Origin of the sequence: Dactylosporangium sp. NPDC005555 (genome assembly GCF_040605635.1) — a bacterium.
Classification (GTDB): Bacteria; Actinomycetota; Actinomycetes; order Mycobacteriales; family Micromonosporaceae; genus Dactylosporangium.
In genome coordinates, this window is sequence record NZ_JBEXDG010000004.1 from 60,482 (window position 1) to 86,009 (window position 25,528).

25 protein-coding genes and 1 riboswitch are annotated in these 25,528 nt (G+C 72.6%); of the genes, 14 read left to right on the forward strand and 11 right to left on the reverse strand.

Translation table 11 applies throughout. The features are described from left to right. Window positions 1-37 precede the first annotated feature (37 nt). The 3 genes from ABZS58_RS06180 (at window position 38) to ABZS58_RS06190 (ending at window position 1,724) form a co-directional block, all read left to right on the forward strand. Window positions 38-922 (forward strand): helix-turn-helix domain-containing GNAT family N-acetyltransferase, encoded by an 885-nt coding sequence (locus ABZS58_RS06180; protein ID WP_354778156.1) that lies wholly within the window; start codon window positions 38-40, stop codon window positions 920-922. A gap of 53 nt (window positions 923-975) precedes the next feature. Beyond that, complete coding sequence (locus tag ABZS58_RS06185) at window positions 976-1,452, forward strand: hypothetical protein (protein WP_354778158.1); 477 nt, start codon at window positions 976-978, stop codon at window positions 1,450-1,452. 86 nt (window positions 1,453-1,538) lie between these two features. Beyond that, window positions 1,539-1,724 (forward strand): hypothetical protein, encoded by a 186-nt coding sequence (locus ABZS58_RS06190; RefSeq protein WP_354778160.1) that lies wholly within the window; start codon window positions 1,539-1,541, stop codon window positions 1,722-1,724. Window positions 1,725-1,843: 119 nt separating this feature from the next. On the opposite strand, the gene ABZS58_RS06195 is transcribed toward ABZS58_RS06190, so the two are convergent. Continuing rightward, window positions 1,844-2,470, reverse strand: a complete 627-nt coding sequence (locus ABZS58_RS06195; protein ID WP_354778161.1) for an NAD(P)H-dependent oxidoreductase — start codon at window positions 2,468-2,470, stop codon at window positions 1,844-1,846. A gap of 91 nt (window positions 2,471-2,561) precedes the next feature. Between ABZS58_RS06195 and ABZS58_RS06200 the strand changes: the two genes are divergently transcribed. Together ABZS58_RS06200 and ABZS58_RS06205 are read left to right on the forward strand one after the other, a co-directional pair. Continuing rightward, window positions 2,562-2,984, forward strand: a complete 423-nt coding sequence (locus ABZS58_RS06200) for a MarR family transcriptional regulator (RefSeq protein WP_354778163.1) — start codon at window positions 2,562-2,564, stop codon at window positions 2,982-2,984. A 13-nt stretch (window positions 2,985-2,997) separates the two neighbouring features. Continuing rightward, entirely contained in the window at window positions 2,998-3,921 is a 924-nt protein-coding gene (locus tag ABZS58_RS06205) for a hypothetical protein (RefSeq protein ID WP_354778165.1), read from the forward strand. A gap of 36 nt (window positions 3,922-3,957) precedes the next feature. On the opposite strand, the gene ABZS58_RS06210 is transcribed toward ABZS58_RS06205, so the two are convergent. After that, on the reverse strand, window positions 3,958-5,892 hold the full coding sequence (locus ABZS58_RS06210; protein WP_354778167.1) for a S8 family serine peptidase: 1,935 nt from the start codon (window positions 5,890-5,892) through the stop codon (window positions 3,958-3,960). 361 nt (window positions 5,893-6,253) lie between these two features. On the opposite strand from ABZS58_RS06210, the gene ABZS58_RS06215 reads away from it, so the two are divergent. Next, window positions 6,254-6,592 carry a hypothetical protein gene (locus ABZS58_RS06215; protein WP_354778576.1) on the forward strand — a complete coding sequence of 113 codons (339 nt, stop codon included), beginning with the start codon at window positions 6,254-6,256 and terminating at the stop codon, window positions 6,590-6,592. Beyond that, window positions 6,589-7,104, forward strand: coding sequence for a roadblock/LC7 domain-containing protein (locus tag ABZS58_RS06220; RefSeq protein ID WP_354778168.1), 516 nt, complete (start codon window positions 6,589-6,591; stop codon window positions 7,102-7,104). Before ABZS58_RS06215 ends, ABZS58_RS06220 begins: the two co-directional genes overlap by 4 nt. Here the strand turns inward: ABZS58_RS06220 and ABZS58_RS06225 are convergent. The 5 genes from ABZS58_RS06225 to mmsA all read right to left on the reverse strand — a co-directional run bounded on the left by ABZS58_RS06225 (window position 7,094) and on the right by mmsA (window position 13,671). Further along, window positions 7,094-8,332, reverse strand: a complete 1,239-nt coding sequence (locus ABZS58_RS06225; RefSeq protein WP_354778170.1) for a M48 family metallopeptidase — start codon at window positions 8,330-8,332, stop codon at window positions 7,094-7,096. The genes ABZS58_RS06220 and ABZS58_RS06225 overlap by 11 nt on opposite strands. Before the next feature lie 47 nt (window positions 8,333-8,379). Then, on the reverse strand, window positions 8,380-9,558 hold the full coding sequence (locus ABZS58_RS06230) for an ROK family protein (RefSeq protein WP_354778172.1): 1,179 nt from the start codon (window positions 9,556-9,558) through the stop codon (window positions 8,380-8,382). A gap of 82 nt (window positions 9,559-9,640) precedes the next feature. Beyond that, a complete protein-coding gene (locus ABZS58_RS06235; RefSeq protein WP_354778174.1) occupies window positions 9,641-10,750 on the reverse strand; it encodes a sugar-binding protein in 1,110 nt (369 codons plus the stop codon). Between the two features lie 57 nt (window positions 10,751-10,807). Beyond that, entirely contained in the window at window positions 10,808-12,106 is a 1,299-nt protein-coding gene (gene mmsB, locus ABZS58_RS06240) for a multiple monosaccharide ABC transporter permease (RefSeq protein ID WP_354778176.1), read from the reverse strand. Further along, window positions 12,103-13,671: a multiple monosaccharide ABC transporter ATP-binding protein gene (gene mmsA, locus ABZS58_RS06245; protein ID WP_354778177.1), complete on the reverse strand. Its 1,569-nt coding sequence runs from the start codon at window positions 13,669-13,671 to the stop codon at window positions 12,103-12,105. The genes mmsB and mmsA overlap by 4 nt, the downstream gene beginning before the upstream one ends. A 296-nt stretch (window positions 13,672-13,967) precedes the next feature. Here mmsA and ABZS58_RS06250 point away from each other — a divergent pair, with 296 nt between their 5' ends. Both ABZS58_RS06250 and ABZS58_RS06255 read left to right on the forward strand, forming a co-directional pair. Then, window positions 13,968-15,767, forward strand: a complete 1,800-nt coding sequence (locus ABZS58_RS06250; protein WP_354778578.1) for an ROK family transcriptional regulator — start codon at window positions 13,968-13,970, stop codon at window positions 15,765-15,767. Between the two features lie 5 nt (window positions 15,768-15,772). Beyond that, window positions 15,773-17,116 carry a hypothetical protein gene (locus tag ABZS58_RS06255; protein ID WP_354778179.1) on the forward strand — a complete coding sequence of 448 codons (1,344 nt, stop codon included), beginning with the start codon at window positions 15,773-15,775 and terminating at the stop codon, window positions 17,114-17,116. Between the two features lie 214 nt (window positions 17,117-17,330). Here the strand turns inward: ABZS58_RS06255 and ABZS58_RS06260 are convergent, their stop codons facing one another. Then, window positions 17,331-18,302 carry a helix-turn-helix domain-containing protein gene (locus tag ABZS58_RS06260; protein ID WP_354778181.1) on the reverse strand — a complete coding sequence of 324 codons (972 nt, stop codon included), beginning with the start codon at window positions 18,300-18,302 and terminating at the stop codon, window positions 17,331-17,333. A 99-nt stretch (window positions 18,303-18,401) separates the two neighbouring features. Between ABZS58_RS06260 and ABZS58_RS06265 the strand changes: the two genes are divergently transcribed. Beyond that, window positions 18,402-19,337: an NADP-dependent oxidoreductase gene (locus ABZS58_RS06265; RefSeq protein ID WP_354778183.1), complete on the forward strand. Its 936-nt coding sequence runs from the start codon at window positions 18,402-18,404 to the stop codon at window positions 19,335-19,337. On the opposite strand, the gene ABZS58_RS06270 is transcribed toward ABZS58_RS06265, so the two are convergent. The 3 genes from ABZS58_RS06270 to ABZS58_RS06280 all read right to left on the reverse strand — a co-directional run bounded on the left by ABZS58_RS06270 (window position 19,324) and on the right by ABZS58_RS06280 (window position 21,215). Next, entirely contained in the window at window positions 19,324-19,971 is a 648-nt protein-coding gene (locus tag ABZS58_RS06270; protein ID WP_354778185.1) for a hypothetical protein, read from the reverse strand. The genes ABZS58_RS06265 and ABZS58_RS06270 overlap by 14 nt on opposite strands. Before the next feature lie 67 nt (window positions 19,972-20,038). Beyond that, window positions 20,039-20,440, reverse strand: a complete 402-nt coding sequence (locus tag ABZS58_RS06275) for a hypothetical protein (protein WP_354778187.1) — start codon at window positions 20,438-20,440, stop codon at window positions 20,039-20,041. A gap of 79 nt (window positions 20,441-20,519) precedes the next feature. Further along, window positions 20,520-21,215 (reverse strand): HAD family hydrolase, encoded by a 696-nt coding sequence (locus ABZS58_RS06280; RefSeq protein WP_354778189.1) that lies wholly within the window; start codon window positions 21,213-21,215, stop codon window positions 20,520-20,522. Window positions 21,216-21,283: 68 nt separating this feature from the next. Here ABZS58_RS06280 and ABZS58_RS06285 point away from each other — a divergent pair, with 68 nt between their 5' ends. The 4 genes from ABZS58_RS06285 (at window position 21,284) to ABZS58_RS06300 (ending at window position 25,373) form a co-directional block, all read left to right on the forward strand. Continuing rightward, the gene (locus ABZS58_RS06285; protein ID WP_354778191.1) at window positions 21,284-22,690 is read left to right on the forward strand and encodes an MFS transporter; all 1,407 of its coding nucleotides are present in this window, start codon (window positions 21,284-21,286) and stop codon (window positions 22,688-22,690) included. A gap of 151 nt (window positions 22,691-22,841) precedes the next feature. Further along, window positions 22,842-23,058, forward strand: a riboswitch (cobalamin riboswitch). Window positions 23,059-23,093: 35 nt separating this feature from the next. Continuing rightward, window positions 23,094-23,714: a 5,6-dimethylbenzimidazole synthase gene (gene bluB / locus ABZS58_RS06290; protein WP_354778193.1), complete on the forward strand. Its 621-nt coding sequence runs from the start codon at window positions 23,094-23,096 to the stop codon at window positions 23,712-23,714. Window positions 23,715-23,808: 94 nt separating this feature from the next. Next, the gene (locus ABZS58_RS06295; protein WP_354778195.1) at window positions 23,809-24,162 is read left to right on the forward strand and encodes a YciI family protein; all 354 of its coding nucleotides are present in this window, start codon (window positions 23,809-23,811) and stop codon (window positions 24,160-24,162) included. Between the two features lie 53 nt (window positions 24,163-24,215). After that, entirely contained in the window at window positions 24,216-25,373 is a 1,158-nt protein-coding gene (locus ABZS58_RS06300; RefSeq protein WP_354778580.1) for a sigma-70 family RNA polymerase sigma factor, read from the forward strand. Window positions 25,374-25,528 lie beyond the last annotated feature (155 nt).

Below are 25,528 nucleotides of genomic sequence, written 5' to 3' on the forward strand. Positions count from 1 at the left end.
CGCCACCACGTTCGGTTACCTGACTATAGTCAGACATGTGAACGGCGAACTGCTGGCGACCGTCCGGCGCTTCAACCGGACCGTGACGCAACGCGTCGGTGCGCTCGACGACGGGTACCTGTCCCGGGGACGCCCCCTCGGGCAGGCCCGTCTGCTGTGGGAGATCGGTCCCGCCGGTGCGGAGGTGGCCGCCCTGCGCGCCCGGCTCGGCCTGGACGCGGGCTATCTCAGCCGTCTCCTGCGTGCCCTGGAGGCCGACGGCCTGGTGTGCGTCGGTGTCGGTACCAGCGGAGACGCCCGGGTCAGGGAAGCGTCGCTGACGCCTGCCGGGCTGTCGGAGTGGGCGGTGCTCGACCGCGCCTCCGACGACCTGGCCCAGTCGATCCTCGGCCCCCTCAACGACGGGCAGCGGGGCCGGCTGGCCACCGCGATGGCGGAGGTGGAGCGGCTGCTCATGGCCTCGATGGTGGAGCTGTCCGTGTGCCCGCCGGGCGACCCACGGGCCCGCGCCTGCCTGCGCGCGTACGCCCGCGAGCTGGCCCACCGCTTCGACGACGGCTTCGACACGGCGACCAGCAAACCCGTCGACGACGAGGACCTGACCCCGCCGAAGGGCGCGTTCCTCCTGGCGACCCTCTCCGGCGAGCCGGTCGGCTGCGGCGCGGTGAAACTCCACCCCGGCGCCCCCGCGGAGATCAAACGCGTGTGGGTCTCCGGCACGGTCCGCGGTCTCGGCGTTGGCCGCCGCATCCTGGGTGCGCTGGAACACCACGCGGCATCCGCCGGCTGGCGGTCCGTCCGCCTGGACACCAACCGCAACCTCACCGAGGCGATCCGCCTCTACCGCTCCAGCGGCTACGAGGAGGTGCCCGCGTACAACGACGAGCCGTACGCCCACCACTGGTTCTCGAAGCGCCTCTGACTTCACCCGCTCCGGAGGAGGTGCCGGCCGGCGCCGCCGAAGAGCGTTGGTGCGTGCGGATCGCGCGGACCGACGAGGAGCGCACGGCGGCCGGCGTCTACGGCGTGATCGTCAGTGCCGCGGTCATGGCCACCTCGCACGCCCACACCGCGGCCGCCACGGCCGTCGGCGTCCTCGTGACGCTCCTCGTGTACTGGAGCGCCGAGCGGTACGCCCGCCTGGTCGCCGAACGGCTCCACGAGCGCCACCACCCGCCCTGGCCGGCGGTCCGCCGGCAGCTCACCACCGGCTGGGAGATCGTGACCGCCTCGGCCCTGCCGGTCGCCGTCCTCGTCGCCGCCGACCTGCTCGGCCGCACCCAGCCGGCGTCGGTGGTCGCCGCCCTCGTCTGCTCCACCCTGCTGCTGTGCCTGGCAGGCTGGGAGATCGGCCGCGACGGCCGGCTGACCGCCCTGGAGCGGCTCGCGTCGACCGCCGTCGCCGGCAGCTTCGGCGTCGCGATGATCGCCCTGAAGGCCGCCCTGCACTGACGAGGCGTTCGAGCCCTCGACGGACACCGCGCGTCGACGTTGATCGCTAGGATGGCCCGCATCCGATCGATCGAAAGAGGTCATTGGTGGAGTTCCACGCCTCGGTGGAGTCCTACATCTGCGTAGGGCTGCCCTGGCTGCTGCTGTCACTGATCAACGCGGGTCTCGCCCAGGGCAAGGGCCGCAGCGGCCTGGTCTGGTGGGCCTGGTCGCTGCTGTTCGGCCCGTTGGCGACCCTCGTCGTCGTGGTCCGCCCGCGGGCGGACGGCTGAGTGGCGGCCTCGGTGGCGACGGCGACGCTGACGGTTCCCGCGCTGCCGGGCCTCGCCGCGGCCGCCTGAACGGCCCGGCCTCCGAAGCGGCGGAGGCCGGGCAGAGCCGCACAGCGGCGTCAGAAGCGTTTCGCGGCCTCGACGGCGTCGGCGGTGGCCAGGGCGCGGCCCGCGGCGGCGTCCGCCGTGACGAGGTCGGGGCGGAACGAGACGGTGGTGAGGTCGGTGATGCCGGCCCAGCGCAGCCAGCCGTCGAAGAACGGCTGCTGGAAGTCGTCGCCGAACGCCGGCCCGCGGCCCTCGCCGTAGACGGCGCTGGTGTAGACGACCGCGGCCTTGCGGCCCGTCAGCAGGCCGCTGTAGCCGGCGGCCGGGTCGAAGCCGAAGACCAGGCCCGGCTGGCTCACCACGTCGATGAACTGCTTGAGCACGTACGGGACCGAAGCGTTCCACATCGGGACCGAGAACAGCAGCTTGTCCGCCGCGGCGAAGCGGGAGAACGCGGCGCGGGCCGCGGCCCATGCGGCGGCGCCCTCGCCGCTGGGCTCCACGCCGGCGAAGACGTCCATCTTCGCGGCGGCGGCGGGCGGGCCGAAGGCGGGGAGCGTGCCGTCCCACAGGTCCCACTCCTCCACGGTGTGGGAGGGGTTCTGCTCGCGGTACACCCGCAGGAACCGCGACGCGAGGGCGAGTGACTCCGAGCGGGCACCGCGCGGGGACGCCGAGATGTGCAGCAGCTTGGTCATGACAGCCTCCGACGATCGATTGAATTTGCGTGCGCACGCACTAAATTACGCCGATTGCGTGCGCACGCACAAGAGTTGGTACCGTGTGACGATGGACGACACGGCCGCGTGGGCGGGCCTGCTGCGGGTGCACGCCGCGCTGGTCCCGCTGCTGGACCAGGAGCTGCAGGCCGCCCATGGGCTGCCGCTGACCTGGTATGACGTACTGCTCGAGCTGAACTCGGCGCCGCAGCGGCGGCTCACGATGGGGGAGCTGGGGGCGAAGGCGGTGGTGAGCCGCAGCCGGACCAGCCGCGTCGTCGACGAGCTCACCAGGGCCGGCCTGGTCGAGCGGGTCGCCAACCCCGCGGACGGGCGGTCCGCGTTCGCGAGGATCACCACCGCCGGGCGGGCGAGGCTGCGCGCCGCCGCGCCGACCTACCTGGCGGGCATCGACGCGCACTTCACCAGCAGGATGACGGCGGCCGAGGCGCGGACGGTCGCGACGGCATTGGAAAAAGTGCTCAAGGGGTAGATACTCACCGGGCATGGAGAAGGGCTTGGGTCGCGACCTGGCGCACGCGCTGCGCACCGGCCCGTTCTCCGCCGCGCTGCACCTCGCCATCGAGGACCGCGGCATCCGCCTGGACGAGATCCAGGAGCGGCTCGCCAGCAAGGGCATCAGCGTCAGCATCACCACGCTGAGCTACTGGCGGCGCGGTCGCAGCAGGCCCGAACGACCCGATTCGCTCAAGGCGGTCCGCCTCCTGGAGCAGATCCTCGCGCTGCCCGAGGAGTCGCTGATGGTGCAGCTCGGGCCGCGGCGGCCGCGCGGGCGGTGGCTGAGCCAGCCGCCGGGGACCATCGAGATCGACCGGCTGTTCAGTGACGGCACGAGCGTCGCGAAGATGGTCGGCGAGCTCGACCGGTGGATGTATCACGAGCTGACCAGGCTGAGCCTGCACGACCTGTATCTCGTCGGCGCCCAGCGGCAGGAGATCAGCCTGACCTGCCGGCAGGTGCTGCGGGCCAACATCGACCGGGTGTCCCGCACGGTCGCGGTGTTCCTCACGGACGACCCGACCGCGCACGTCACCATCAACGCGATCCGCAACTGCCGCATCGGCCGCGTCCGCAGCGACGCCGGCGGGCTCGTCGCGGCCGAGATCATCTTCGATCGCATGCTGGCGCAGGGAGAGACGGTGGTGCTGGAGTACCAGTACCGCAGCGACTCCATGGAAACGACGGACAACTACTACCGGGGATTCTCGACACCGGTGACGGAATACGTGCTGCAGGTGCAGTTCGACCACGACGCGGTGCCGGCCCGCTGCCGGCGCTTCGAACGCCGCGGGCTCAATGCGCCGGACCAGGGCGTGTGGGAGACGTGGATCGGCTCCACGCACGGCGCCCACGTCATCGCCTCCGACGTCCCCCCGGGCATCGTGGGGATGCGCTGGGAGTGGGAGTGAGCGGCCCCTCCCGGACCGCGCACCCCCACTCCGGATTCAGGACCCGCTGATCGACACGTCGTCGAGGACGAAGCTGGTCTGCAGGTTCCAGTCCTCGACCCCGTTGAACTTCACCGTGACCGTCTGCCCGGCGAACGCGCTCGCGTCGATGACCTTCTCCACGTACCCGTTCGTCCTGTCGAGGTTCGAATACGTGGCCACGGTGGTGCTGCCGAGGGTGACGGTCAGCTTGTCGTAGGCGAGGTTCTCGGTCTCCGCGGTGGTGATGCGGATCCAGAAGCGCAGCTGCACGCTCGTGCAGCCGGACGGGATCGCGACCTGCTGCGAGACCGTGTCGGTCTGCACCTTGCCGCCCCCGTTGAGCCAGGCGTTGCGGGAGCCGCTGCGCGCCGGGTACTGCGACCACGTCCCGATCACGTTCGCGGTCGCGGTCCACGGCGACGTGCCGCTCTCGAACCCTCCGTTGCCGACGGGCTGCGAGGGTGTGCAGCCGCCGCCACCGGTGGTGACCGTCCAGGTGAACTGGGTGGTCGCGGTCTTGTTCGCCGCGTCCTTCAGCGTCACCGTGACGTTCGATGTGCCCGCGGTCGTCGCGCTGCCGGTGATCCGACCGGTCGACGCGCCGATGGACAGCCCGGCCGGGAGGCCGGACGCGCTCCAGGTGAACGGCGTGGTGCCGCCGCTGCCCTGGATCTGCAGGTCGACCGGCTGGCCGACGACAGAGCTCCTGTTGCCCGGGTTCACCACGGCCGGGTCGGCGGGGGTCCCGCCGCCGATGAAGCCGGTGTACAGCAGCACGTTGGGGGAGCCGCTGCCCGGGCTGGTGATCTTGCCGGTGCTGCCGTTGTTCACCAGGGCGTCGCGGACCTGCGCCGGGGTGGCGTTCGGGTTCGCGCCCAGGTACAGCGCGGCGGCGCCCGCCACGTGCGGCGAGGCCATCGAGGTGCCGGTCATCGTCGCGCTGCCGGTGTTGCTGGAGTACGACGCGGACACGATGCTCGTCCCGGGGGCGAACAGGTCCAGGCACGAGCCGTAGTTGCTGGAGCTGTTGCGCCCGTCGGAGCTGTTGCTGTTGCCGACGGTGATCGCCGCGGCGACCCCCTGCGGGCTGTAGTAGCAGGCGTCGTCGCCGTTGTTGCCGGCCGCCTGCACGAACTGCACGCCCGAGCTGATCAGGCTCGACACGGCGCTGTCCATGGCCTGGCTGCTGCACCGGCTGCCGCAGCCGATGGAGTAGTTCGCGACCGCCGGCTTCTGCGCGTTGGCGCGCACCCAGTTGATGCCCGCGATGAGGTCGTCGTTGGTGCCGGAGCCCTGGCAGTTCAACACCCGCACCGAGACCAGGCTCGCCTTCTTCGCGATGCCGTACGTGGTGCCGACCGCCGTGCCCGCGACGTGCGTGCCGTGGCCGTGGCAGTCGGCGGGGTTGCTGTCCCCGTCGACGATGTCGGTGCCCTGCCTGACCCGGCCGGTGAACTCGGTGTGGCTCGCGTTGAGGCCGGTGTCCAGCACGTACACGGTGGCGCCCTGGCCCGGGTTCGCCGGGTACGTGAACGCCTGGTTCAGCGGCAGGCTGCGCTGGTCGATGCGGTCGTCGCCCCAGTTCGGCGGGTTGTTCTGGGTGTCGAGCACGGTGATGCGCTGGACCGCCTCCACGGACGCCACGGCCGGGTCCGCCGCCAGGCGCGCCGCCTGCTGCGACGACATGGCCGCCGAGAAGCCGCGCTGGACCGGGTCGTAGACGTGCCGGGTCTGCCCGCCGAAGCGGCCGGTGAGCCGGGACGCCTGGGTGGCGATCGACGTGGAGCCGTCCTTCAGGGTGACGATGTAACGACCCGACACCGCGTCGGGACTGTCCGCGTACAGGATCGCGCCGACCGCGGGCGCGGCCTGCGCCGGTCCGGCCGCCGCGAAGGCGCCGACCAGCCCCGCGGCGAGCGCGGTGCCGGCCGCCGTAATTCGGTGCAACACGGTGAGACCTCCTCGAAGGGTTGCCGGCTCCGTGGCCGGGTCCGGTTGACGCCGACCCCGGAGGGCTGCAGCAGAAGGTAGGAGCGCGTGACCGCCGGGAGTCACCCCGGGAAACAGACGTCGATGATTCGTAACGTCAAAACTGTTTATGAACCCGCGTGCCGCGACGCTGCGTGCGGCGGGTCTCGCTCGGGGTGACCGGCATCGGTCGAGGGGTCAGCAGACGATGAGCCGACCGGTCAAATGCCGCGTCGAAATATGTGAGAAAAGATCGGCCTGTGCGACGCTGGCCTCGGCAAACGCAAGTTCCCCCTGGAGGCACGGTTTGAGCAACAACCTGGACGTCGCGCTGAAGAGCACGATGAACATCGAAGGGGCGTTCGCGGTCGCGCTCGTCGACTACACCAGCGGCATGACGCTCGGCACCCTCGGTGGCAGCCCCGACTTCGACATCACGGTGGCCGCGGCCGGCAACACCGACGTCGTCCGGTCGAAGCTGCGCACCATCGAGATGCTCGGCCTCGGCGAGCCGATCGAGGACATCCTGATCACCCTCGACAGCCAGTACCACCTGATCCGCCCGCTGCACTCCCGCAACGGTCACGGCCTGTTCCTCTACGTGGCACTGGCCAAGGCCCGCGCGAACCTCGCACTGGCCCGCCACCAGCTGCGCCTGATCGAAGAGGGCCTCGAACTGTGACGTCGAGCTTCTTCGGCGACCTGGAAGGCTCAGGCGGCGCAGGCGGCGCGGGCGGCCTGCCCCGCCGGGAGAGCCTCGAGCTCGGTGGCTCGGTGGGTCAGCTCCCGCCGGCCCCGTTCGGTGCCCGGCCGGAGCCGTACGACGCGGTCCTCTCCCCGGTGCGCGCGGAGATGGCGGACCTCCGCCTGCGGGTGCCGGGGGTTCGCGGCAGCGTCCTGGCGGGCGTCGACGGGCTGCTCGTCACGCAGGATCTCGGTCCGGAGACCGAACCGCACGACCTGGCCGCCCTCGCCGCGACGACGTTCGGCCTCGGCCGGCAGGTGGCGCTGGTGCTGGGGCAGTCACCGTTCCGCGACGCGACGATGCGCAACGACGGCGGGTATCTCACCGTGTACGCCGTCACCGGCACCACGCTGCTGGCCGTGCTCGGCACCGACGGGCTCAACGTCGCCCGCCTGCACCTCGAGGCCCGCCCGACCTGCCAGCACCTGGCCACCCTGCTCAGCCGCTGAGCCGTTTCGCCAGCTTCGCGAACCAGGGGGCGAGGTCGCGCCCGACCGCCGCCCATTCCTGCTCGTCAGGTTCGATCTGCGCCGCCTGTGCCGGCCGGGAGCGCACCATCCGCCGGCGCAGACCGGTGGGCGGGTGCGAGCGCAGCAGCGACGCCTCGGTCCTGAGGCTGAGCAGCGCCAGGGTCTCCAGGGGCGTGGAAGTGCGCAGGTGAGCGGCGGCGGTCCGCCAGGTCAGCGGGTCGGCGGGGCTGCGGTGCCCGGCCGCGACCGCGGCGGGCAGGCCGTCGCTGATCAGAAGGCCGTCGAACAGGCCCGCCACCGCGGCCGTGCCGGCGACCCGGGTCGCGATCTGGTCGGCGAGATATTCGGCGCGCTGACTGTCCCTGCCGGAGAGTATGAGCAGCGTCACCGACAGCAGCCACAGCACCGGCGCCCCGAGGAACACCACCGGCAGCACCCACAGGGAGCCGCCGCGCACGGCGCCGGCCAGCACGCCGAGCATGCCGTGCAGGACCCGCAGGCCGCCCCGGACGACGAGGCCGCGCCGCGCGTCGTGGTTGACGAAGTGCCCGAACTCGTGCGCGAGCAGCCCGACGCGTTCCTGAGGGTCGAGGGCGGCCCACAGCGGCAGCCCGACGCACAGCACCCGGCGGCGCCGGATCCCGCGCACGGTGACGGCCGCGTTCACGTCGTGGTCCAGGTGCACCTCGTGCGGCATCGGGGTGCCGGCCGCGTCGGCGACCCGGCGCAGGAGGCCGAACAGCGCCGGCGCCGAGACCTCGTCGACGACCCACGGCTGCCAGAGCGGCTCCTCGCGCCGCCGCGGCCACACCAGGACGAGCGTGCAGATGATGATGGCCGGTCCGAGGACCATCCCGATCGGCGAGGCGCTGCCGGCGAGGTAGACCCCGGCGGCCAGGACCAGCGGCATGAGCAGCAGCAGCGGCGTGGCGAGCAGCAGCATCGCGACCCGGGCCAGGGGGTTGCCGCGGCGCCCGACCGTCCGGCCGACGAGGGAGTCGTACTGGCGCCGGTTGAGCCGGAACGCCAGCCAGTGGTCGGCCCGGTCACCGGCGCGCAGGCCCCAGGTCCGCGGCGCCCGGTGCCGGTCGAACGCGTCGAGTCCCCACTCGCAGGCCGGGCACCACGCGGGTGCCGGGTCCGCCATGACGAGGCCCGCCCGGCATCGTGGGCAGCGTTCGTCGGTACCGGTGGCGGCGAGAGTCACGATCGAGATTCTGCGGCTCGGGGCGGTCCTTGTCTGCCCCGGGACGGTCACGATTCGGCGGTCTCCAGGGGGTCGGCGAGGAGCCGTTCGAAGGCGAGCTCGGCGGCGCCCACCAGCGGGGCGTCGTCGCCGAGCAGCGGTGTGCGCAGCCGGACGTGGTCCCGGCAGGCGGGCAGCGCCGTCGTCGACAGCCGGCCCCGGACGTGGGCGGCGCCGGCGAGGTACAGCGCCCGCAGCGCGCCACCGAACACGACGGCGGTCGGGTTGAAGATGTTCACCAGGTTGGCGACGCCGAAGCCGAGCCAGTCCGCGGCCCGCCGCACGGCGTCGCGGGCCGACGGGTCGCCGAGCCGGGCCGCCTCGACGCACGCCGTGACGGCGTCCCGGTCGAGGGAGACGTGCCGGGCGATCTCGGTCTCCCAGCAGCCCCGTGACCCGCAGCCGCAGGCGAGGCCCTGCGGGTCGACGACCATGTGGCCGACCTCGCCGCCGTGGCCGCCGTGGCCGGTGACGCGGCGGCCGCCGGCGATGATGCCGGCGCTGATGCTCGCGTCGCCGTGCAGGTAGATGACGTTGTCGAGGCCGGCGGCGGCGCCGCGGGTGTGCTCGGCGAGGGCGGCGAGGTCCGCGACGTTGCCGGCCACCGGCGGGCGGTCGAGTCCCAGGTCGTCGGCCGCGTCGAGGGCGGCGCCGGGCGGGAGCATGCGCACGACGCCGTCGGCGTGGCGCATCATGCGGGACACGGCGATGCCGCTGCCGACGAAGACCGCGTCGGCGGACCCGGCCGCGCTGCCCGTGCGGCGCATGTCGTCGATGAAGCCGGCGAGGGTCGCGAGGGTGTCGCGGACCGCGGTGCCGCGCGGCCGGGGGAGTTCCCGGCTGTCGAGGATCTTGCCGCCGAGCCCGACCCGCGCGGCGCGCAGGCGGTCGACCTCGATGCTCAGCGCGTACCCGTACACCCGCGAAGACCTGGGACGCACGACCAGCGACGGACGGCCCGCCCGGCCGGTCTCCAGCGGGACGCCCTCGTCGATGAGCCCGGCGCCCGCGAGGTCGGCGGTGAGCGCGCCGATCGTGCTGCGGTTGAGGCCGAGCTGGCTGGTCAGTTCGGCGCGGGAGGTGTCGCCGCTGACGTGCACGTATCGCAGCAGCGCGCCCAGGTTCTGGCGGCGGACCGAGTCCTGGGTCGGGGTGCTTCGCTGGGGGATCTGGGAACTCGCTGACACGGGTCGCTCCCTACAACGGCGTGGGTCCCCGGAACCGCGTTCCGGGGACCCACGACATCAGGTGCTGTGTGTGGTGTCGGTGTTACTTGGTGAGCGGGGACAGCTTCGGGTCGTTGGCGTACGCCTCGGCGGCGTTGGCCTTCGTCACGATGACCGGCGCGAGCAGGTACGACGGGACGACCTTCTTGCCGTTGTCGTACGACTTGGTGTCGTTGATGGTCGGCTCGTTACCGGCCTGCAGCGCCTTGACCATGGTGATGGTCTCGGCGACCAGCTTGCGGGTGTCCTTGTTGATCGTGGAGTACTGCTCGCCGGCCATGATCGACTTGACCGACTCGACCTCGGAGTCCTGACCGGTGACGACCGGGACCGGCTTGCCGGCGGCCTTCACCGAGGTGATGATCGCGCGGGCCAGGGTGTCGTTCGGGGAGAGCACGCCGTCCAGCGTCTTGCCGGCGGTGTAGGTGGAGGTCAGCAGCGAGTCCATGCGCTGCTGCGCACCCTCGGCCTTCCAGCCCTGGATGGCGGTCTGCTTGACGTCCTTCTGGCCGGAGCCGACGATGACGTCACCCTTGTCGATGGCCGGCCTGAGCACGTCCATCGCGCCGTTGAAGAACACACCGGCGTTGTTGTCGTCCGGCGAGCCGGAGAACAGCTCGACGGTCCACGGGCCGGTCGCCTTCTTGGCCTTCATACCGTCCAGCAGGGCCTGGCCCTGCAGCTGGCCGACCTTGAAGTTGTCGAACGCGATGTAGTAGTCCAGGTCCGCCGTGCCGGTGATGAGCCGGTCGTAGGCGACGACCTTGGCGCCGGCGGCCTTGGCCGCCGCCACCTGGGTGGACAGCTGCGCGGCGTCGGTCGCGCCGATGACGATGACCTTCGCGCCCTTGGTGACCATGGCGGAGATCTGCGCCTGCTGGTCCGCGACCGTGGTCGACGCACCGGCGTACTGCACGTCGGACTTGAAGCCGGCGTCCTTGAGGCCGTTGGTGAACAGGTCACCGGCGAGCACCCAGTTCTCCGACGTCTTCGACGGCAGCGCGACACCGATCAGGGAGTCGGCGGCGAAGCCCTTGGCGGGCGTGCCGCTGCCGGTGCCGCCGTCACGCTCGGAGTCGCCACAGGCGGCCGAGCTGAGTGCGAGCAGAGCGACCGCGCTGACGGCGAGGCTCCTGGTGAGGAACTTGCGCATGTTTGGCAGTGCCTTTCTTCGGATGGTGTGGTGCGGGTGTTGGGGCGGGACAGGGTGTCAGCCGGCCACCGGGGTCTTGGCGGCCTCTTGTCCGGTTCCGGCTGGTGCGGACGGACCTCCGGTTGACTCCCGGCGGAAGGGTTTGCTGATCGACCCGATGATCGAGAAGCGACCCTGGCTCTTGTTGTAGACGTCGAACGCGACGGCGGCGAGCAGGAACAGACCCTTGATGATCTGGGTCTTGTCGGTGCCGGTGCCGATCAGCTGGAGGCCGTTGGTGAGCAGGGCCATGACCAGACCGCCGACGATCGAGCCGCTGATGGTGCCGAGACCGCCGGAGACCGCCGCGCCGCCGATGAAGACGGCCGCGATGGCGTCCAGCTCCCAGCTCAGACCGTCCTGCGGGCCGGAGGCCCCGGAGCGGGCCACGAAGATCATGCCGGCCAGCGCGGCGAGGACCGACATGTTCATCATGACGAAGAAGTTGACCCGCTTGAGCTTCACGCCGGACAGCTCCGCGGCGCGGGCGTTGCCGCCGACCGCGTAGATGTAGCGGCCGCCGGCCGTGTTGCGGGTGTAGAAGGCATACGCGATGACCAGGACGGCCAGGATGATGCCGGAGATCGGGAAGCTGGTGCCGACCCGGCCGCCGGCGAAGCGCAGCGTGGCGAAGACGATCACGCCGAGCATCACGGCCAGGCGGATCAGCGACACCCACACCGGGGTCGGCTCGGCGCCCATCGCGAAGCGGACCTGCCGGGCCCGGTACTCCCGCCAGATCACGGCCAGGCAGGCGACCAGGCCGAGCAGCAACGTCGGGTTGTTGTACCCGGTGTTCGGGCCGATCTCGCTGAGGTAACCGGCGCCGATCTTCTTGAAGGCCTCCGGCACCGGCACCGAGTCGGCGTTGCCGATGTACTGGTTGCCGCCGCGGAAGAGCAGCATGCCGGCGAGGGTGACGATGAAGGCGGGCACGCCGATGTATGCGACCCAGAAGCCCTGCCACGCCCCGACGAGCGCGCCGACCGCGAGGCCCAGCAGGATGCCCGTCCACCAGGACAGGTCCCACTCCTGCATGGCCTTGGCGACCACGATGCCGACGAACGCCGCCACCGACCCGACGGACAGGTCGATGTGACCGGCCACGATGACCATCAGCATGCCGATGGCCAGGATCAGGATGTACGAGTACTGGCTCACGACGTTGATGAGGTTGCCCGAGGTGAGGGTCAGCCCGTTGGTCTTGATCTGGAAGAACAGGATGGTCGCCAGGAGCGCGAAGATCATCCCGAACTGCCGGGCGTTGGAGGTCGAGCCTCCGAAGAGGTTCTTCTGCAGGTCTTTGAATCTGCTCATGGCGTCGGCATCTTCTTCGTAGTCGGCATCTTCTTCGTGGAGGTCATCTGCTTCATGAGGAGTTCCGGGTTGGCATCGGCACGGGCGATGTTGCCGGTGATGGTGCCTTCGAACACTGTGTAGATGCGGTCGCACAGGCCGATCAGCTCGGGCAGCTCGGACGAGATGACGATGACGCCCTTACCCTGGTCGGCGAGCTGCTGGATGATGCCGTAGATCTCATACTTGGCACCCACGTCGATGCCGCGGGTCGGCTCGTCGAGGATCAGCAGGTCCGGGTCGGTGAACATCCACTTCGCCAGGACGACCTTCTGCTGATTGCCGCCGGAGAGCTTGGTGACGCCCTCGTCGACCGTCGGCGTCTTGACCCGCAGGCTCTTGCGGTACTCCTCGGCGTAGGTGTGCTCCTTGACCTGGTCGAGCACGCCGTTGCGGGAGATCTTCGACAGCTTCGCCGCCACCATCGACGTCTTGATGTCGTCGAGCAGGTTGAGCCCGATCGCCTTGCGGTCCTCGCTGACATACGCCAGGCCGTGCTTGATGGCGTCGGCGACCGACTTCAGCTCGATCTCGTGGCCGTCCTTGAAGATGTGCCCGGACAACCAGGTCCCGTAGGACCGGCCGAAGATGCTCATCGCCAGCTCGGTGCGCCCAGCGCCCATGAGGCCGGCGAAGCCGACGATCTCGCCGCGCCGGACGCTGAAGTTCGAGCCCTTGCACACCAGGCGGTCGGCGGAGATCGGGTGCCGCACCGTCCAGTCCCGGACCTCGAAGAACACCTCGCCGATCTTGGGCGTGTGGTCGGGGAACCGGCTGCTCAGGTCGCGACCCACCATCCCGCGCACGATGCGGTCCTCGTTGACCCCTTCGCCCTTGACGTCGAGGCTCTCGATGGTCCTGCCGTCGCGCAGGATCGTGATGGTGTCGGCGACCGCCTCGATCTCGTTGAGCTTGTGCGAGATCATGATCGAGGTGATGCCCCGCTCCTTGAAGCCCTTGAGCAGGTCGAGCAGGTGCTGGGAGTCGTTCTCGTTGAGCGCGGCGGTCGGCTCGTCGAGGATCAGCAGCCGCACGTCCTTGGCGAACGCCTTCGCGATCTCGACCAGCTGCTGCTTGCCGACGCCGATGTCCTTGATGAGGGTGTCGGGGTCTTCCTTGAGACCGACCAGCGCCATCAGCTCATAGGCCTTCTTGTTGGCGGCCTGCCAGTCGATCGCGCCGAACCTGCGGGGCTCATTGCCGAGGAACAGGTTCTCGGTGATCGACATGCCCGGGACGAGCGCGAGCTCCTGGTGGATGATCACGATCCCGGCGTGCTCGCTGGACCGGATGTCCGGGAAGCGGACCTCGTTGCCCTGGTAGAAGATGTCGCCGGTGTAGGAGCCATACGGGTAGACACCGCTGAGCACCTTCATCAAAGTGGACTTGCCGGCACCGTTCTCGCCGCAGATGGCGTGGATCTCGCCGGCGCGGACCACCAGGTTGACGTCCGACAGGGCCTTGACGCCGGGGAACTCCTTGGTGATCGACCGCATCTCCAGCAAGACCGGAGCGCTGCTCGTCATGTTGCCTCCGGGGGAACGCCAGTTGGCACATTTGTTGTGGCGACCAACTTATTTCAGATCGCAGACTTTGCAAAGCCGCCAGCTGGACTGGTTGGTAACAATCCGGTAATGACGCAGCCTCGCGAGCCAGGGTTTCGTGTCGGGGCGGTGAGCTACGTGTGTCCGAGAGTAAATCAAATTGTTTTACAAAGTCAACGTCCTGGGAGAGGATGTGATGAGCAACTGCGAGAAGGCGGTAATGCGTGCGACAGGTAGGGACCAATCTCCCTAAAGTAGGACAATACAACCGGGCTGTGGTGCTGGATCAGATTCAGCTCGCAGACGGTGTCAGCCGCGTGGAGATCGCACAGCACACCGGGCTCACCCCGCAGACCGTGTCCGGCATCGTCCGGCGGCTGATCGACGAGGGCATCGTGCACGAGGACGGCGCCCGCACGTCCAACGGCGGCAAGCCACGCACCGTCCTGCGCCTCAACGCCGACGCGGGCCGGGCGGTCGGCCTGCACTTCGACCCGGTCGAGCTGGCCGCGGTCGTCGTCGACCTCCTCGGCCGCCCCCTCGTCACCGCCCGCCGTCCCACCCCGCGCCCCGTCGAGCCCGCGCTCGTCACCGCCGCCATGGCCGAGCTCGTCGACGAGGTCCTCCTGGAGGCGGGCGTCCAGCGCGGCCAGGTCCTCGGCCTCGGCCTCGCCGCCCCCGGCCCCATCGACCAGCACGTCGGCATGGTCATCTCCCCGCCGCAGCTCGCCAACTGGAGCCGCGTGCCGATCAAGGAGATGCTCGCCACCGCCACCGGCCTCGACGTCACCCTCGACAACGACGCCACCGCCGCCGCCATCGGCGAGCGCTGGGCCGGCGCCGGCCGCGGCGTCGCCAACTTCGCCTACTTCTTCCTCGGCACCGGCGTCGGCGGCGGCCTCGTCCTTGGCCACCAGGTCTTCCGCGGCGGCTCGATGAACGCCGCCGAGTTCGGCCACACCACCGTCGCCGACGACGGTCCCAGCTGCTACTGCGGCAACCGCGGCTGCCTGGAGAGCCTCGTCAACCCGTCCGCGATCGTCGCCGCCGCGCACAGGCTCCTCGCGGCGGCCGCGGACCCGGTCCTCGCCGCCGACCCGGTCCTCGCCGCCGACCCGGTCCTCGCCGCCGACCCGGTCCTCGCCGCGGACCCGGTCCTCGCCGCCGACCCGCGCACCGCCGGTGCCGGGCGGTCCGCCGCCGGTCCGGGCGCTGCTGCCGACCCGCTGTTCGCCGCCGACCCGCTGCTCACCGCCGCCGCCGGGTTGCCCGCCGCCGCCGCGAGCGCCGCCGCCGACCCACTGCTCGCCGTGGACCCGCGTGCCGCTGGTGCTGCGCTGTTCGCCGCCGGTCCGGGCGCCGCTGCCGACCCGCTGTTCGCCGCCGACCTGCGCACCGCTGGTGCTGCGCTGCCCGTCGCCGGTCCGGGCGCCGCTGCCGACCCGCTGTTCGCCGCCGACCTGCGCACCGCTGGTGCTGCGCTGCCCGTCGCCGGTCCGGGCGCCGCCGCCGACCCGCTGCTCGCCGCCGATCCGCGTGCCGCGGCTGCCGATCCGGTCCGTGCCGCCGCCGGCCCGGTCCTCGCCGCCGGCCAGCGCCGTGCCGCCGCTGATGCTCGTCCTGCCACCGTCAGGTCGCGTTCCGCCGTGGCGGACCCGCTGCCCGCCGGGGCGCGCGTCTCCGCCGGGCTGCCGGAGTCGTCGCTCGCCGCCGCGTTCCGAGCCGATCCGTCCACTGTGGACCACCCGGCGATCTGTCTCGCCGCCGCGGCCGGTGACCCCCTCGCCGCCGCCGTCATCGACGAGGCCGCCGAGCACCTCGCCACCGTCGTGGTCAACGTCGTGAACATCGTCGACGTCGACCTGGTCATCCTCGGCGGCCACGGCATCCGCCACGTCGAGGGCCGCTTCCGTCAGGCGGTCGTCCGTGCCCTCGGCACCCGCCCCCTGGCCAGGCACATCCGCGTCGTCGACGTCGCGCTGTCCCCGCTCGGCATCGACGCCGCCGTCGTCGGCGGCGCGGCGCTGGTGCTGCACTCCACGTTCTCGCCGCAGGTCTCCTCCCTGCTGTCGGAGTGACTCCGGTGCAGCCCCCGTTCGACGTGCGGACCCTGCCCGCCTACGCCTGGGTCTTCGACCTCGCCGCCGAGGACGACGAGGTGCGGGCCGCCGCCCTGCGCCGCACCGAGACGCTGCTGTGGCGCCCGCACGTGTCCGTGCCCACCGGCACCCTCGCCGATCCGCTCGCCGCGTTCACCGCCCCGGACACCGACCTCGGCGGCGACGAGCTGCGCAGGCTGGAGCCGTACGCGCTGCTGTTCATGCGGTGGTCCCGGCGGTTCCCGGCCGAATGCCGGCGCGTGTGGCGGCTCTGGCCGTCGGGGTTCTCGTGGCCCGTCGCCGCGTTCATCCGCCACGGCGTGTCGGACGCGACCCGGGCCGCGCTCGAGGACCTGGTGCTCGACGCCGTGCACCGGACCGGTGGCATGCGGCAGGACCCTCGCCTGGCCCGGTTCCTGGACGGCGCCGCGCTGCGGGACCGCCTGCGCGCCGCCGGTGCCCCGGGTGCCACTGCCGGCCCGCCCGGCCAGGCCGTCCGGCTCCGCGCCGGCTACCTGCTGTGGCTCGTCGAGCACCCCGGCGAGTGCATGACCGCCCGGTCGTGGCGGCGCTGGCGACGTACGCACGGCGTCCCCGTCACCCACCCGCGGCCCGCACCGGACCTCGCCGCCCTGCCCGCGGCCGTCGCCGCCGCCGAGCTCGCCGGGCTGGAGACCCCGGACCTCGCCGCCGTCTTCGAGGCCATCGAGCCGGCCCCGGCGGCCCGGATCGCGGCGGCGATGGTGGCGGGCTCCCCGGCCGCGGAGACCCTGGTGTCCGCGACCGTCGCGCCGGGCGGGCCGACGCGGCCGGCCGCCGTTTCCGCGGTGGCGGCCGCGATGGCGGCGATGGACGCCCGCACGGCGGCGTGGATGTGCAACTCGATGCCGGAGCCGCTGGCGGCCGGGGTGCTCGCCGCCATGCCGCCCGCCGCGGCCGCGGACCGGTTCCCCAGACCGAAACGCGACCGGGTCCTGCTGCTGATGAGCGAGGGCGACGCGGTCGCCAGGCTCTCGGCGATGTCCCCGCTGCGGGCCGCCCAGCAACTGCGGTGGCGCCCCGCGGACGTCGCCGCCCGGCTCCTGACGGCCATGGACCCCGGCACCGCCGCCGCGGCGCTCGCCCGGGTCCGCAGCGGGTGGGGACCCGGGCGGATCCTGGCCGCGCTCCCCGCGGGACTCGCCGGCGGCCTCGTCGAGCGGATGCCACCCGGGGACCAGGACCGGCTCCGCTGGATCATCGAGACGGAGCGGTTCGAGGCCGCGGCCCGCGCCGCCGTCGCGGCGTCGTCAGGTGACGGTGAGCACCAGGACCGCCACCCCGGATGAAGACGGCGGTCAGGAGCAGCGCGGCGGGGACACCGTCCAGTGTGGACGGGATGCCGGGGGGTGCCGTCGGCAGCGACTCGGACCGCCACCCGAGGTCGGGGCCGGGGTAGTCGATCGGGCGCGCGAGGTCGATGGTGTCCCAGGTCAGGGCGGCGTGGTGACGGCGGCACGGCCGGCGATCCGGATCGCTCGTGGTCCTGAATGCCGAAGCGGGTCAGGTGGAGGGGGCGGCGGCGCGGAAGGTGTTGCGGTAGGCCAGCGGGGCGACGCCGAGGGCGCCGGCGAGGTGCTGGCGCATCGAGGCGGCGGTGCCGAAGCCGGCCTCGGCGGCGACCCGGTCGACCGGTAGGTCCGTGGCCTCCAAGAGGTGCCGGGCGTGCTCGACCCGTTGGCGGGTCAGCCACTGTCCCGGCGTCAGGCCGACCTCCTCCCGGAAGCGGCGGGAGAACGTCCGCACGCTCATCCGCGCGTGGCCGGCGAGCTCCGCGAGGGAGATCGGGCGGTCGAGCCGGCCCAGGGCCCATTGCCGGGCCGCGCCCGTGGTCGCGGCCGCCGGGGCGGGCACCGGACGGTCGATGTACTGCGCCTGGCCGCCCTCCCGCCACGGCGGCACGACGCAGAGCCGGGCGACCCGGTTGGCGACCGCGCTGCCGTGGTCGCGGCGGATCAGGTGCAGGCACACGTCGATGCCGGAGGCCGCGCCGGCGGCGGTGAGGACGTCGCCGTCGTCGATGAAGAGCACCGACGCGTCGACGTCGACGGCGGGGAACGTGCGCTGGAAGTGCTCCGCGTCGTTCCAGTGTGTCGTCGCGCGGCGCCCGTCGAGCAGCCCGGCGGCGGCGAGGACGTAAGAGGCGGTGCAGATGGACACGATCCGGGTGCCTGGCCGCAGCCGGCCCAGCGCTTCGGCCAGGGGCTCGGGCAGCCAGTCGCGGGGGGCGTCCGGCGCGCACACGAACGGCGGCACGACCAGCGTGTCGGCGGTGCCGATGACCGACGCGTCGTGCCGCACGCCGACGCTGAAGTCGTAGCCGGTGCGGACCGGGGCGCCGTCGAGGCTGCAGGTCAGCACGTCGTACAGCGGGCCGGCGGTGCCGAAGATCCGGCTCGGAATGCTCAGCTCGAAGGGGTACACGCCGTCGAGGGCGAGCACGACGACGCGATGCGCGGCCGGGGTCACTGCCATGGCCAGATCCTTGCACATACTGGCGATGCGGCCACTCGTCTGCGGTGCCCGTCACGGCGAGGCTGGACCGCGACGGCAACACGAGCGATGGGGGAAGCGATGCGCGCGATCGGTCAGGACGTGTTCGGCGGGCCCGAGGTGCTGCGGGTGCTGGAGGTGGACCGCCCGGCGCCGGGGACCTCGGAGGTGCTCGTGCGGGTCCACGCGACCGGGGTCAACCCGACCGACCTGTGGCACCGCGCGACCGGCGGGCTGATCGGCACGCCGGTCCGGCTCGGCTGGGACGTGTCCGGGGTCGTCGAGGAGGTCGGCCTCGGCGTGACGTGGCTGCGCCCGGGCGACGAGGTGTTCGGGATGCCGCGCCTGCCGGAGGCCGCCGGCACGTACGCGGACTACGTGACGTCGCCGGCCCGGCACCTGGCCCGCAAGCCGGCCGGGCTGTCGCACGTGGAGGCCGCCGGGCTCGGCCTGGCCGGGCTCACCGCGTGGCAGGCGATCGTCGAGACCGCCGACGTCCGGCCCGGGCAGCGGGTCCTGGTCCACGCGGCGGCGGGTGGTGTGGGGCATCTCGCGGTGCAGATCGCGAAGTCGCGTGGCGCCCATGTCGTCGGCACCGCGAGTGCCGCGAAACACGATCTGGTGCGCGAGCTCGGCGCGGACGAGGTGGTGGACTACACGGCCGCGCGGTTCGAGGACGCCGTCGCCGACCTGGACGTGGTGGTCGACCCGATCGGCGGCGGATACGGTCCGCGGTCCCTTGCCACGCTGCGGCCCGGCGGGATCCTGGTGTCCCTGGCGTCGCCCGCCGAGGCCTACCTGGCGGACGAGGCCCGGCGGCAGGGCCGCCGGGCCGGGTTCCTCATCGTGCAGCCCGACCACGCGGGCCTGCGGTCCCTCGCCGACCTGGTGGAGCGGGGGTCGTTGCGGGTCGTCGTCGACGCGGTGCTCCCCATCGAGGAGGTCGCGAAGGCCCACGAGCTGGTCGCCACCGGCCGCGTCACCGGGAAGGTGGTCCTGACGGTCAGCAGCCCTTGACGCGCTGGGCGCAGCGGTCGGCGGCCGGCTCGGCCAGGGTGGCGATCATGCCCGCCGGTGCGTCGCCGACGGTCATGTCGTTGAGCCACAGCACGAACTCCCCGCGCCGGACCGCGATGATGTCGGCGGTGACCTTGATGCCGAAGTCGGTGTCGCCGGTCATCCGCACCCCGAAGGCCCGCTCGCCGAGCGTCGCCGGGACCTGCGTCGGGGCGAGCGTGAAGCGCACCGTGATGCCGGCCAGCTCCTGGCTGAACGACTTGCACGTGGTGACGGCCTCGGCGAGCCGGTCCATCGCGGGCGCGGCACCGCCGGCCGGGAAGCGCACCAGCGCGTGCGTCAGGTACGGCCCGACGACACCCTTGCTGTAGGTGACGGCGGCGGACGCGGTGCCGTCGCCGGTCACCGGCGCGAGGGACGGGCAGCCCGGGAAGTTGCCCCCGATGCTGACGGCGCCGTCGTCGTCGGTCGCGGCGGCGATCGGCATGAACCCTTCGGGCAGGTCGGCGGGGGTGAGCAGCGCCGGTTTGAGATCCTCGGACGCGGCGGCGGGTGCGGCGTTCGCGGTCAGGGCCGGGGCACCGGTCACCGCGAGGGCGGCCAGTCCGGCCGCCAGCCTGTGAACCATCCTCATCAACCCGACGCTACGGGCGTACTAGGTCCTTCATGCGGTTTTGCCCGAATTTACGCCTATTTGGCGGTCACGCGCCGAGCTGCCCGAACGTCGTGTCGGCCTCGTCGTCGATCCGGAACCCTGGCCCCAGCCGCCGGGCGACGGCCCGCGCGTCCGCCGACATCCATCGCTGCACGGCCGCGTACGCCGGGTCGGCGATGTGGTAGCGGCAACGCCCGCCCCACCAGCCCGGCTCGTAGGACACCACGTCGACGAGCCGTCCCGAGAACGGGAACCGCGCCCGCACCTGCTCCGGGATCGTGCACCCGTAGTCCTCGAAGTACGGGTGCACGGTGAGCATCGCCAGCAGCCGCCCACCGTCCTCGCGCCAGGCCCGCAACCTGCCGGTGTGCTGCAGCACCCCGCCCTGCCGGGTCCGCTCCCGATAGTTCCATCCGGGTTCATCATGTACCAGCTGCGCCGCCGCCATGGACGCATTCTGTCGATATGACGTCCGTCAATAGCCCGTCGTTGGACACCGTTGGACAACCCGCACCGAGGCCTGGGTCTCAGTGGGCGAGGAGCGCGGCGGGCAGGCCGGCGAGGGACATGACGCGGTGGGGTTCGCCGGACGGGCCGGTCCCGTCGCGGTCCAGGTGGACGGCGTGCAGGCCGGCGGACCTGGCGGGCAGCACGTCGAGGTCGTGGCGGTCGCCGACGCTCACCACCGACGCCGGTGGCAGCCCCCAGCGGCGGCACGCCTCGGCGAACACGGCGGGGTCGGGCTTGAACAGGCCCAGGGTCTCGGCGGTGTACACCGGGCCGGCGAGGTCGCGCAGGCCGATCGTGGCGAGCTTGGCGGTCTGCTGCTCCTCGATGCCGTTCGTCAGCACCGCGGTCCGCAGTCCGGCCCGCCGCAGCGCCCGCAAGGCGGGGCGGGCGTCGTCGTAGGGGGCCCACGACAGTTCGTACAGGCGGAGAAACCCGGAAAAGATGGTGTCGAGCTCCTCGTCGGGGCCGTCGCAGGGGCGGTCGATCGCGGCGAGGAAGTCGCGGACGCGGTGGCGGCGCTGCTGCTGGAACGTGATCCGCCCGGCCCGCCAGTCCGTCAGGTGCCGCTCCTGTACCGCCGACCACAGCGCCCTGAGCTTCGGCGACGGTGCGACGCCGATCGACGGCAGCCAGCGCCGCAGGGCGGTCGTCACCGCGGCCTCGTGGTCGAGCAGTGTGCCGTCGAGGTCGAGCAGGACTCCGCGCAGCTTCACCCCGCGCACTCTACGGCGTGACACGCATAACCCTATTTCCGATCGGATAAATATGTAATGCTCGACGGGTGTCACTGACCACCGCACCGGCGCCGGTCAAGGCCGGCGGGGCGCGGTGGGTCGTCGCGGTCTGCCTCTGCGCCGGTTTCACCACGCTGCTCGACCAGTCGGTGCTGAACGTCGTGGTGCCGGCGTTGCGCGGGTCGCTGCACGCCGGCACCGCGTCGCTGCAGTGGATCCTGGCCGGGTACTCCCTCGCGTTCGGGCTGGCGCTCGTGCCCGCGGGGCGGCTCGGCGACCTGTACGGCCGGCGGCTGCTGTTCGCCGGCGGGCTCGCCGTGTTCGCCGTCAGCGCGGTCGTGGCCGCCACCGCCCAGCACGGCTGGGTCGTCGCCGCCGCCCGCCTCGTCCAGGGGTTCGGCGCCGGCGTCGTCAACCCGCAGATCATCGGGCTGTTCCAGGACCTGTTCCACGGCCGCGACCGGGCCCGCGCGCTCGGCGCGTACGCCTTCGTCGGCGGCGTGGCAGGCATGCTCGGCCCGCTGCTCGGCGGTGTGGTGCTCCAGCTGGCCGGGGACGGGCTCGGCTGGCGGCTGGTGCTGCTGGCGAACCTGCCGTTCGCGGTCGTGACGATCCCCCTCGCGCTGCGGGTCCTGCCCGCCGGCCGGCCCGCGGGCCACCGCGGCGACCTCGACCTGGGCGGTCTGCTGCTGCTCGGCGGCACCACCCTCGCCGCGCTGCTGTCCGTCGTCGGCACCGGCGGCTGGTGGTGGCTCGCCGGGGCGGGCGCCGGCCTCGCCGGGTTCCTCGCGTGGGAGCGGCGGTGGACCGCGCTCGGCCGCAGCGCGATCCTCCTGCCGGCACTGACCCGCAACCGCGGCTATGTCCTCGGCGTGCTCGTCGCCATGTGCTACTTCGGCGCCACCCTCGCGCTGAATCTGGTGCTGTCGCTGTACCTGCAGGACGGCCTGCACCATCCGCCGCTCGCCGCCGCGGCCATCGCCCTGCCGAGCGCCGTCGGGTTCGCGCTCACGTCCGCGTTCACCTCGGGGCTGCGGCGGCGGGGCACCACGGTCGCGCTCGGGGTGGCGGTCGCGAGCATCGCCGCGTCGATCGCGGCGGTCGAGGTCCTGCCGGCCGGGCCGGTGGTGTGGGCGCTCGCCGCGAGCCAGTTCGTGATCGGCGCGGCGGGCGGGTTCGTCATCGCGCCGAACCAGGCGCTGACCCTGTCCCACGCCCCACCGGGGGTGAACGGGCTCAGTGCGGCGCTGCTGCAGCTGTCGCAGCGGCTCGCCGCGAGCGTCAGCATCGCGGCCGTGAGCGGCATCTTCCTGGCGACCGCCGCCACGTCCGGCGGGCCGGCACCGGCCCTCGCCGACGGCGCCGCCCTGTGCCTGGGCCTCGCCGCGCTCGCCCTGCTTTTCGCGTTGCTCGACCGGCCGTCCTCGATCGAGGGATCCCGGGTCGTTGAGTAAGTAGAACACGAGGTCCCGCTGGCAGGCTGATCGCGGCCGTCAGGTCGAGGTCGTCGCCCACAGCGGACGCGCGCCGCGGACCGTCGGTGACGTGTCGCCGAAGGAACGCCGTGGTGCCGGCTTCCGGACCGTGGCGCCGTAAGCTCGCAGGCGGCATGAACTGATGCGAGGTGCCCCGGAAGCCGGAAGGCGACCGGGGAGAATCGGGAAGCCGGTGTGAATCCGGCACGGGCCCGCCGCGGTGATCGGGGAGCTGCCGTCCAGGCGCGCCCTCGCGGTGCGCGGTCACTGGCCCGAGGGCCGGGAAGGCGGACGGTGCAGGCGTTGATCCGAGAGTCCGAAGACCGGCCTCGCGGTCACCGGCCGTCCGCAGGGGCGGCCTGAGCAGCGGGAGCCTGCCCTCATGAGCACCGACCTGTACGACGTCGTCCACCGCCGCCGCGACGTGCGCGGCCAGTTCACCGGCGCGCCGATCCCCGGTGACGTCCTCGACCGCGTGCTGCGCGCCGCCCACGCCGCGCCGAGCGTCGGGCTGTCGCAGCCGTGGGATTTCGTCCTCGTCCGCGACCCCGGCCTGCGGGCCGCGTTCCACGCGCACGTCCGGGCCGAGCGGGACGCGTTCGCCGCGACCCTCGACGGGCCGGCGGCCGCGACCTTCGCCCGGATCAAGATCGACGGGGTGCTGGAGTCGACGCTGTCGGTGGTCGTCACGTACGACCCCTGCCGCGGCGGACCGGCGGTGCTCGGACGGCACGCGATCGCCGACGCCGGGCTCTACTCCGTCTGCCTCGCCATCCAGAACCTGTGGCTGGCCGCGACCGCCGAGGACCTCGGGGTCGGCTGGGTGTCGTTCTACCGCGAGCCGTTCGTGCGGGACCTGCTCGGCATCCCCGACGGTGTCCGGCCCGTCGCGTGGCTGTGCCTCGGGCCGGTGACGCACCTGGAGACGGTGCCCGACCTCGAACGGCACGGCTGGCGGCGGCGGACCCCGCTCTCGGAGGCGGTGCACCACGACCGCTGGTAGCCGCACACCGGAGAACGCGCGGGACCACCTGTCGAATTCGGCGCCGCGCCGATCGTCGTCAGGGTAGAAAGTCCCCGAGCAGACAGGACGGACCATGGCGAAGTACCTCATCCTCATCTACGGCGACGAGCAGCGCTGGGACGCCGAATCCGAGCAGGAGCGGCACGAGAAGGGCGAGGGCCACCGGGCGTTCAGCGCCGCCGCGACCGTGCTCGCCGGGCACGAGCTGGAGCCGTCCACGACGGCGACCACGCTGCGCGGCGGCCCGATGATCACCGACGGTCCGTTCCTGGAGGCGAAGGAGGCCCTCGGCGGCTTCTACGTCATCGACGCCGCCGACCTGGACGCCGCGATCGCCGCCGCCTCCATGCTGCCCGAGCTGGCCTCCGGCCACGGCGGCGTCGAGATCCGCCCGATCGTGGACCACGACCGTCCGGACCACGGGTGACCGCCGAGCCACCGGTGGGCATCGCCGAGGTGCACCGTCGCGAGTGGGCCCGGGTGCTCGCCGCGACGGTGCGCGTCACCCGTGACCTCGACCTCGCCGAGGAATGCGTCCAGGACGCGTTCGCGCGGGCGCTGCGCTCCTGGCCGGCCGGTGGCGTCCCGGACCGGCCCGGCGCGTGGCTCACCACCGTCGCCCGCAACCGGGCCCTCGACGTGCTGCGCCGCGAGTCCGCGCTGCGCCGGGCGCTGCCGCTGCTGGTCACCGAGGAGGCGACGCCCGGGCCGGGGGAGGACGACGACCGGCTCCGGCTCATCTTCACCTGCTGCCACCCGGCGCTGTCCCGGGAGGCGCAGGTCGCGCTGACGCTGCGCCTGGTGTGCGGCCTGACGACGGCCGAGGTGGCGCGGGCGTTCCTCGTGCCGGAGCCGACGATGGCGGCCCGCGTCACCCGCGCGAAACGGAAGATCAGCGCGGCCCGCATCCCGTTCCGGGTGCCGTCGCCGGACGACCTGCCGGAGCGCGTCGGTGCCGTCCTCGACGTCATCCACCTCGTCTTCACCACCGGCCACGCGGCGCCGGTCGGCGACACGCTGGTCCGGCAGGACCTGGTCGACGCCGCGATCGCCCTGGCGCGGGTACTGCGGCTGCTGGTTCCGCACGACGCCTCGGCCACGGCCCTGCTGGCGCTGATGCTGCTCGTCGACGCCCGCAGGGACACCCGCGGCGCCGGCGGCCGGCTGGTCCTGCTGTCCGAGCAGGACCGCACCCGCTGGGACACCCGGCAGATCCGTGAGGGCACCGACCTGCTGACCGCCGCGCTGCGCCGGCACCCGCCGACCCGCTACGCCGTGGAGGCCGCGCTCGCCGCCGTCCACGCCGAGGCGCCCTCGTGGGAGGCGACCGACTGGCCGCAGATCGTCGCGCTGTACGACGTCCTCCGGCGCCTCTGGCCGTCGCCGGTCGTCTCGCTCAACCGCGCGGTCGCCGTCGGCCTGCGCGACGGTCCGGCGGCGGGGCTAGACGCGCTGACACCGCTGCTCGGGATGCCGGAGCTCGCCACGTACGCCTACCTCAGCGCCGTGCGGGCCGACTTCCTGCGGCGGCTGGGCCGGTTCCCGGAGGCCGCCGACGCGTACACCGAGGCCCTGGCGCTCACCGGCAACGACGTGGAGCGCGCGTTCCTGGAGTCCCGTCTCGCCGAGGTGCGCTGAACGGGTTCACCCGCGGGACCACCCACCGTGGCGCCCGTCGCGGGGTAGGTGTGCCGCTCACCCGCCGACCGGCCGTGAGGAGCACGCCATGCCTGCCCGCGACCAGATTCCTCCGCCCACCGGCCGCACCACGACCGTGCCGGTCGCCGGCCCCG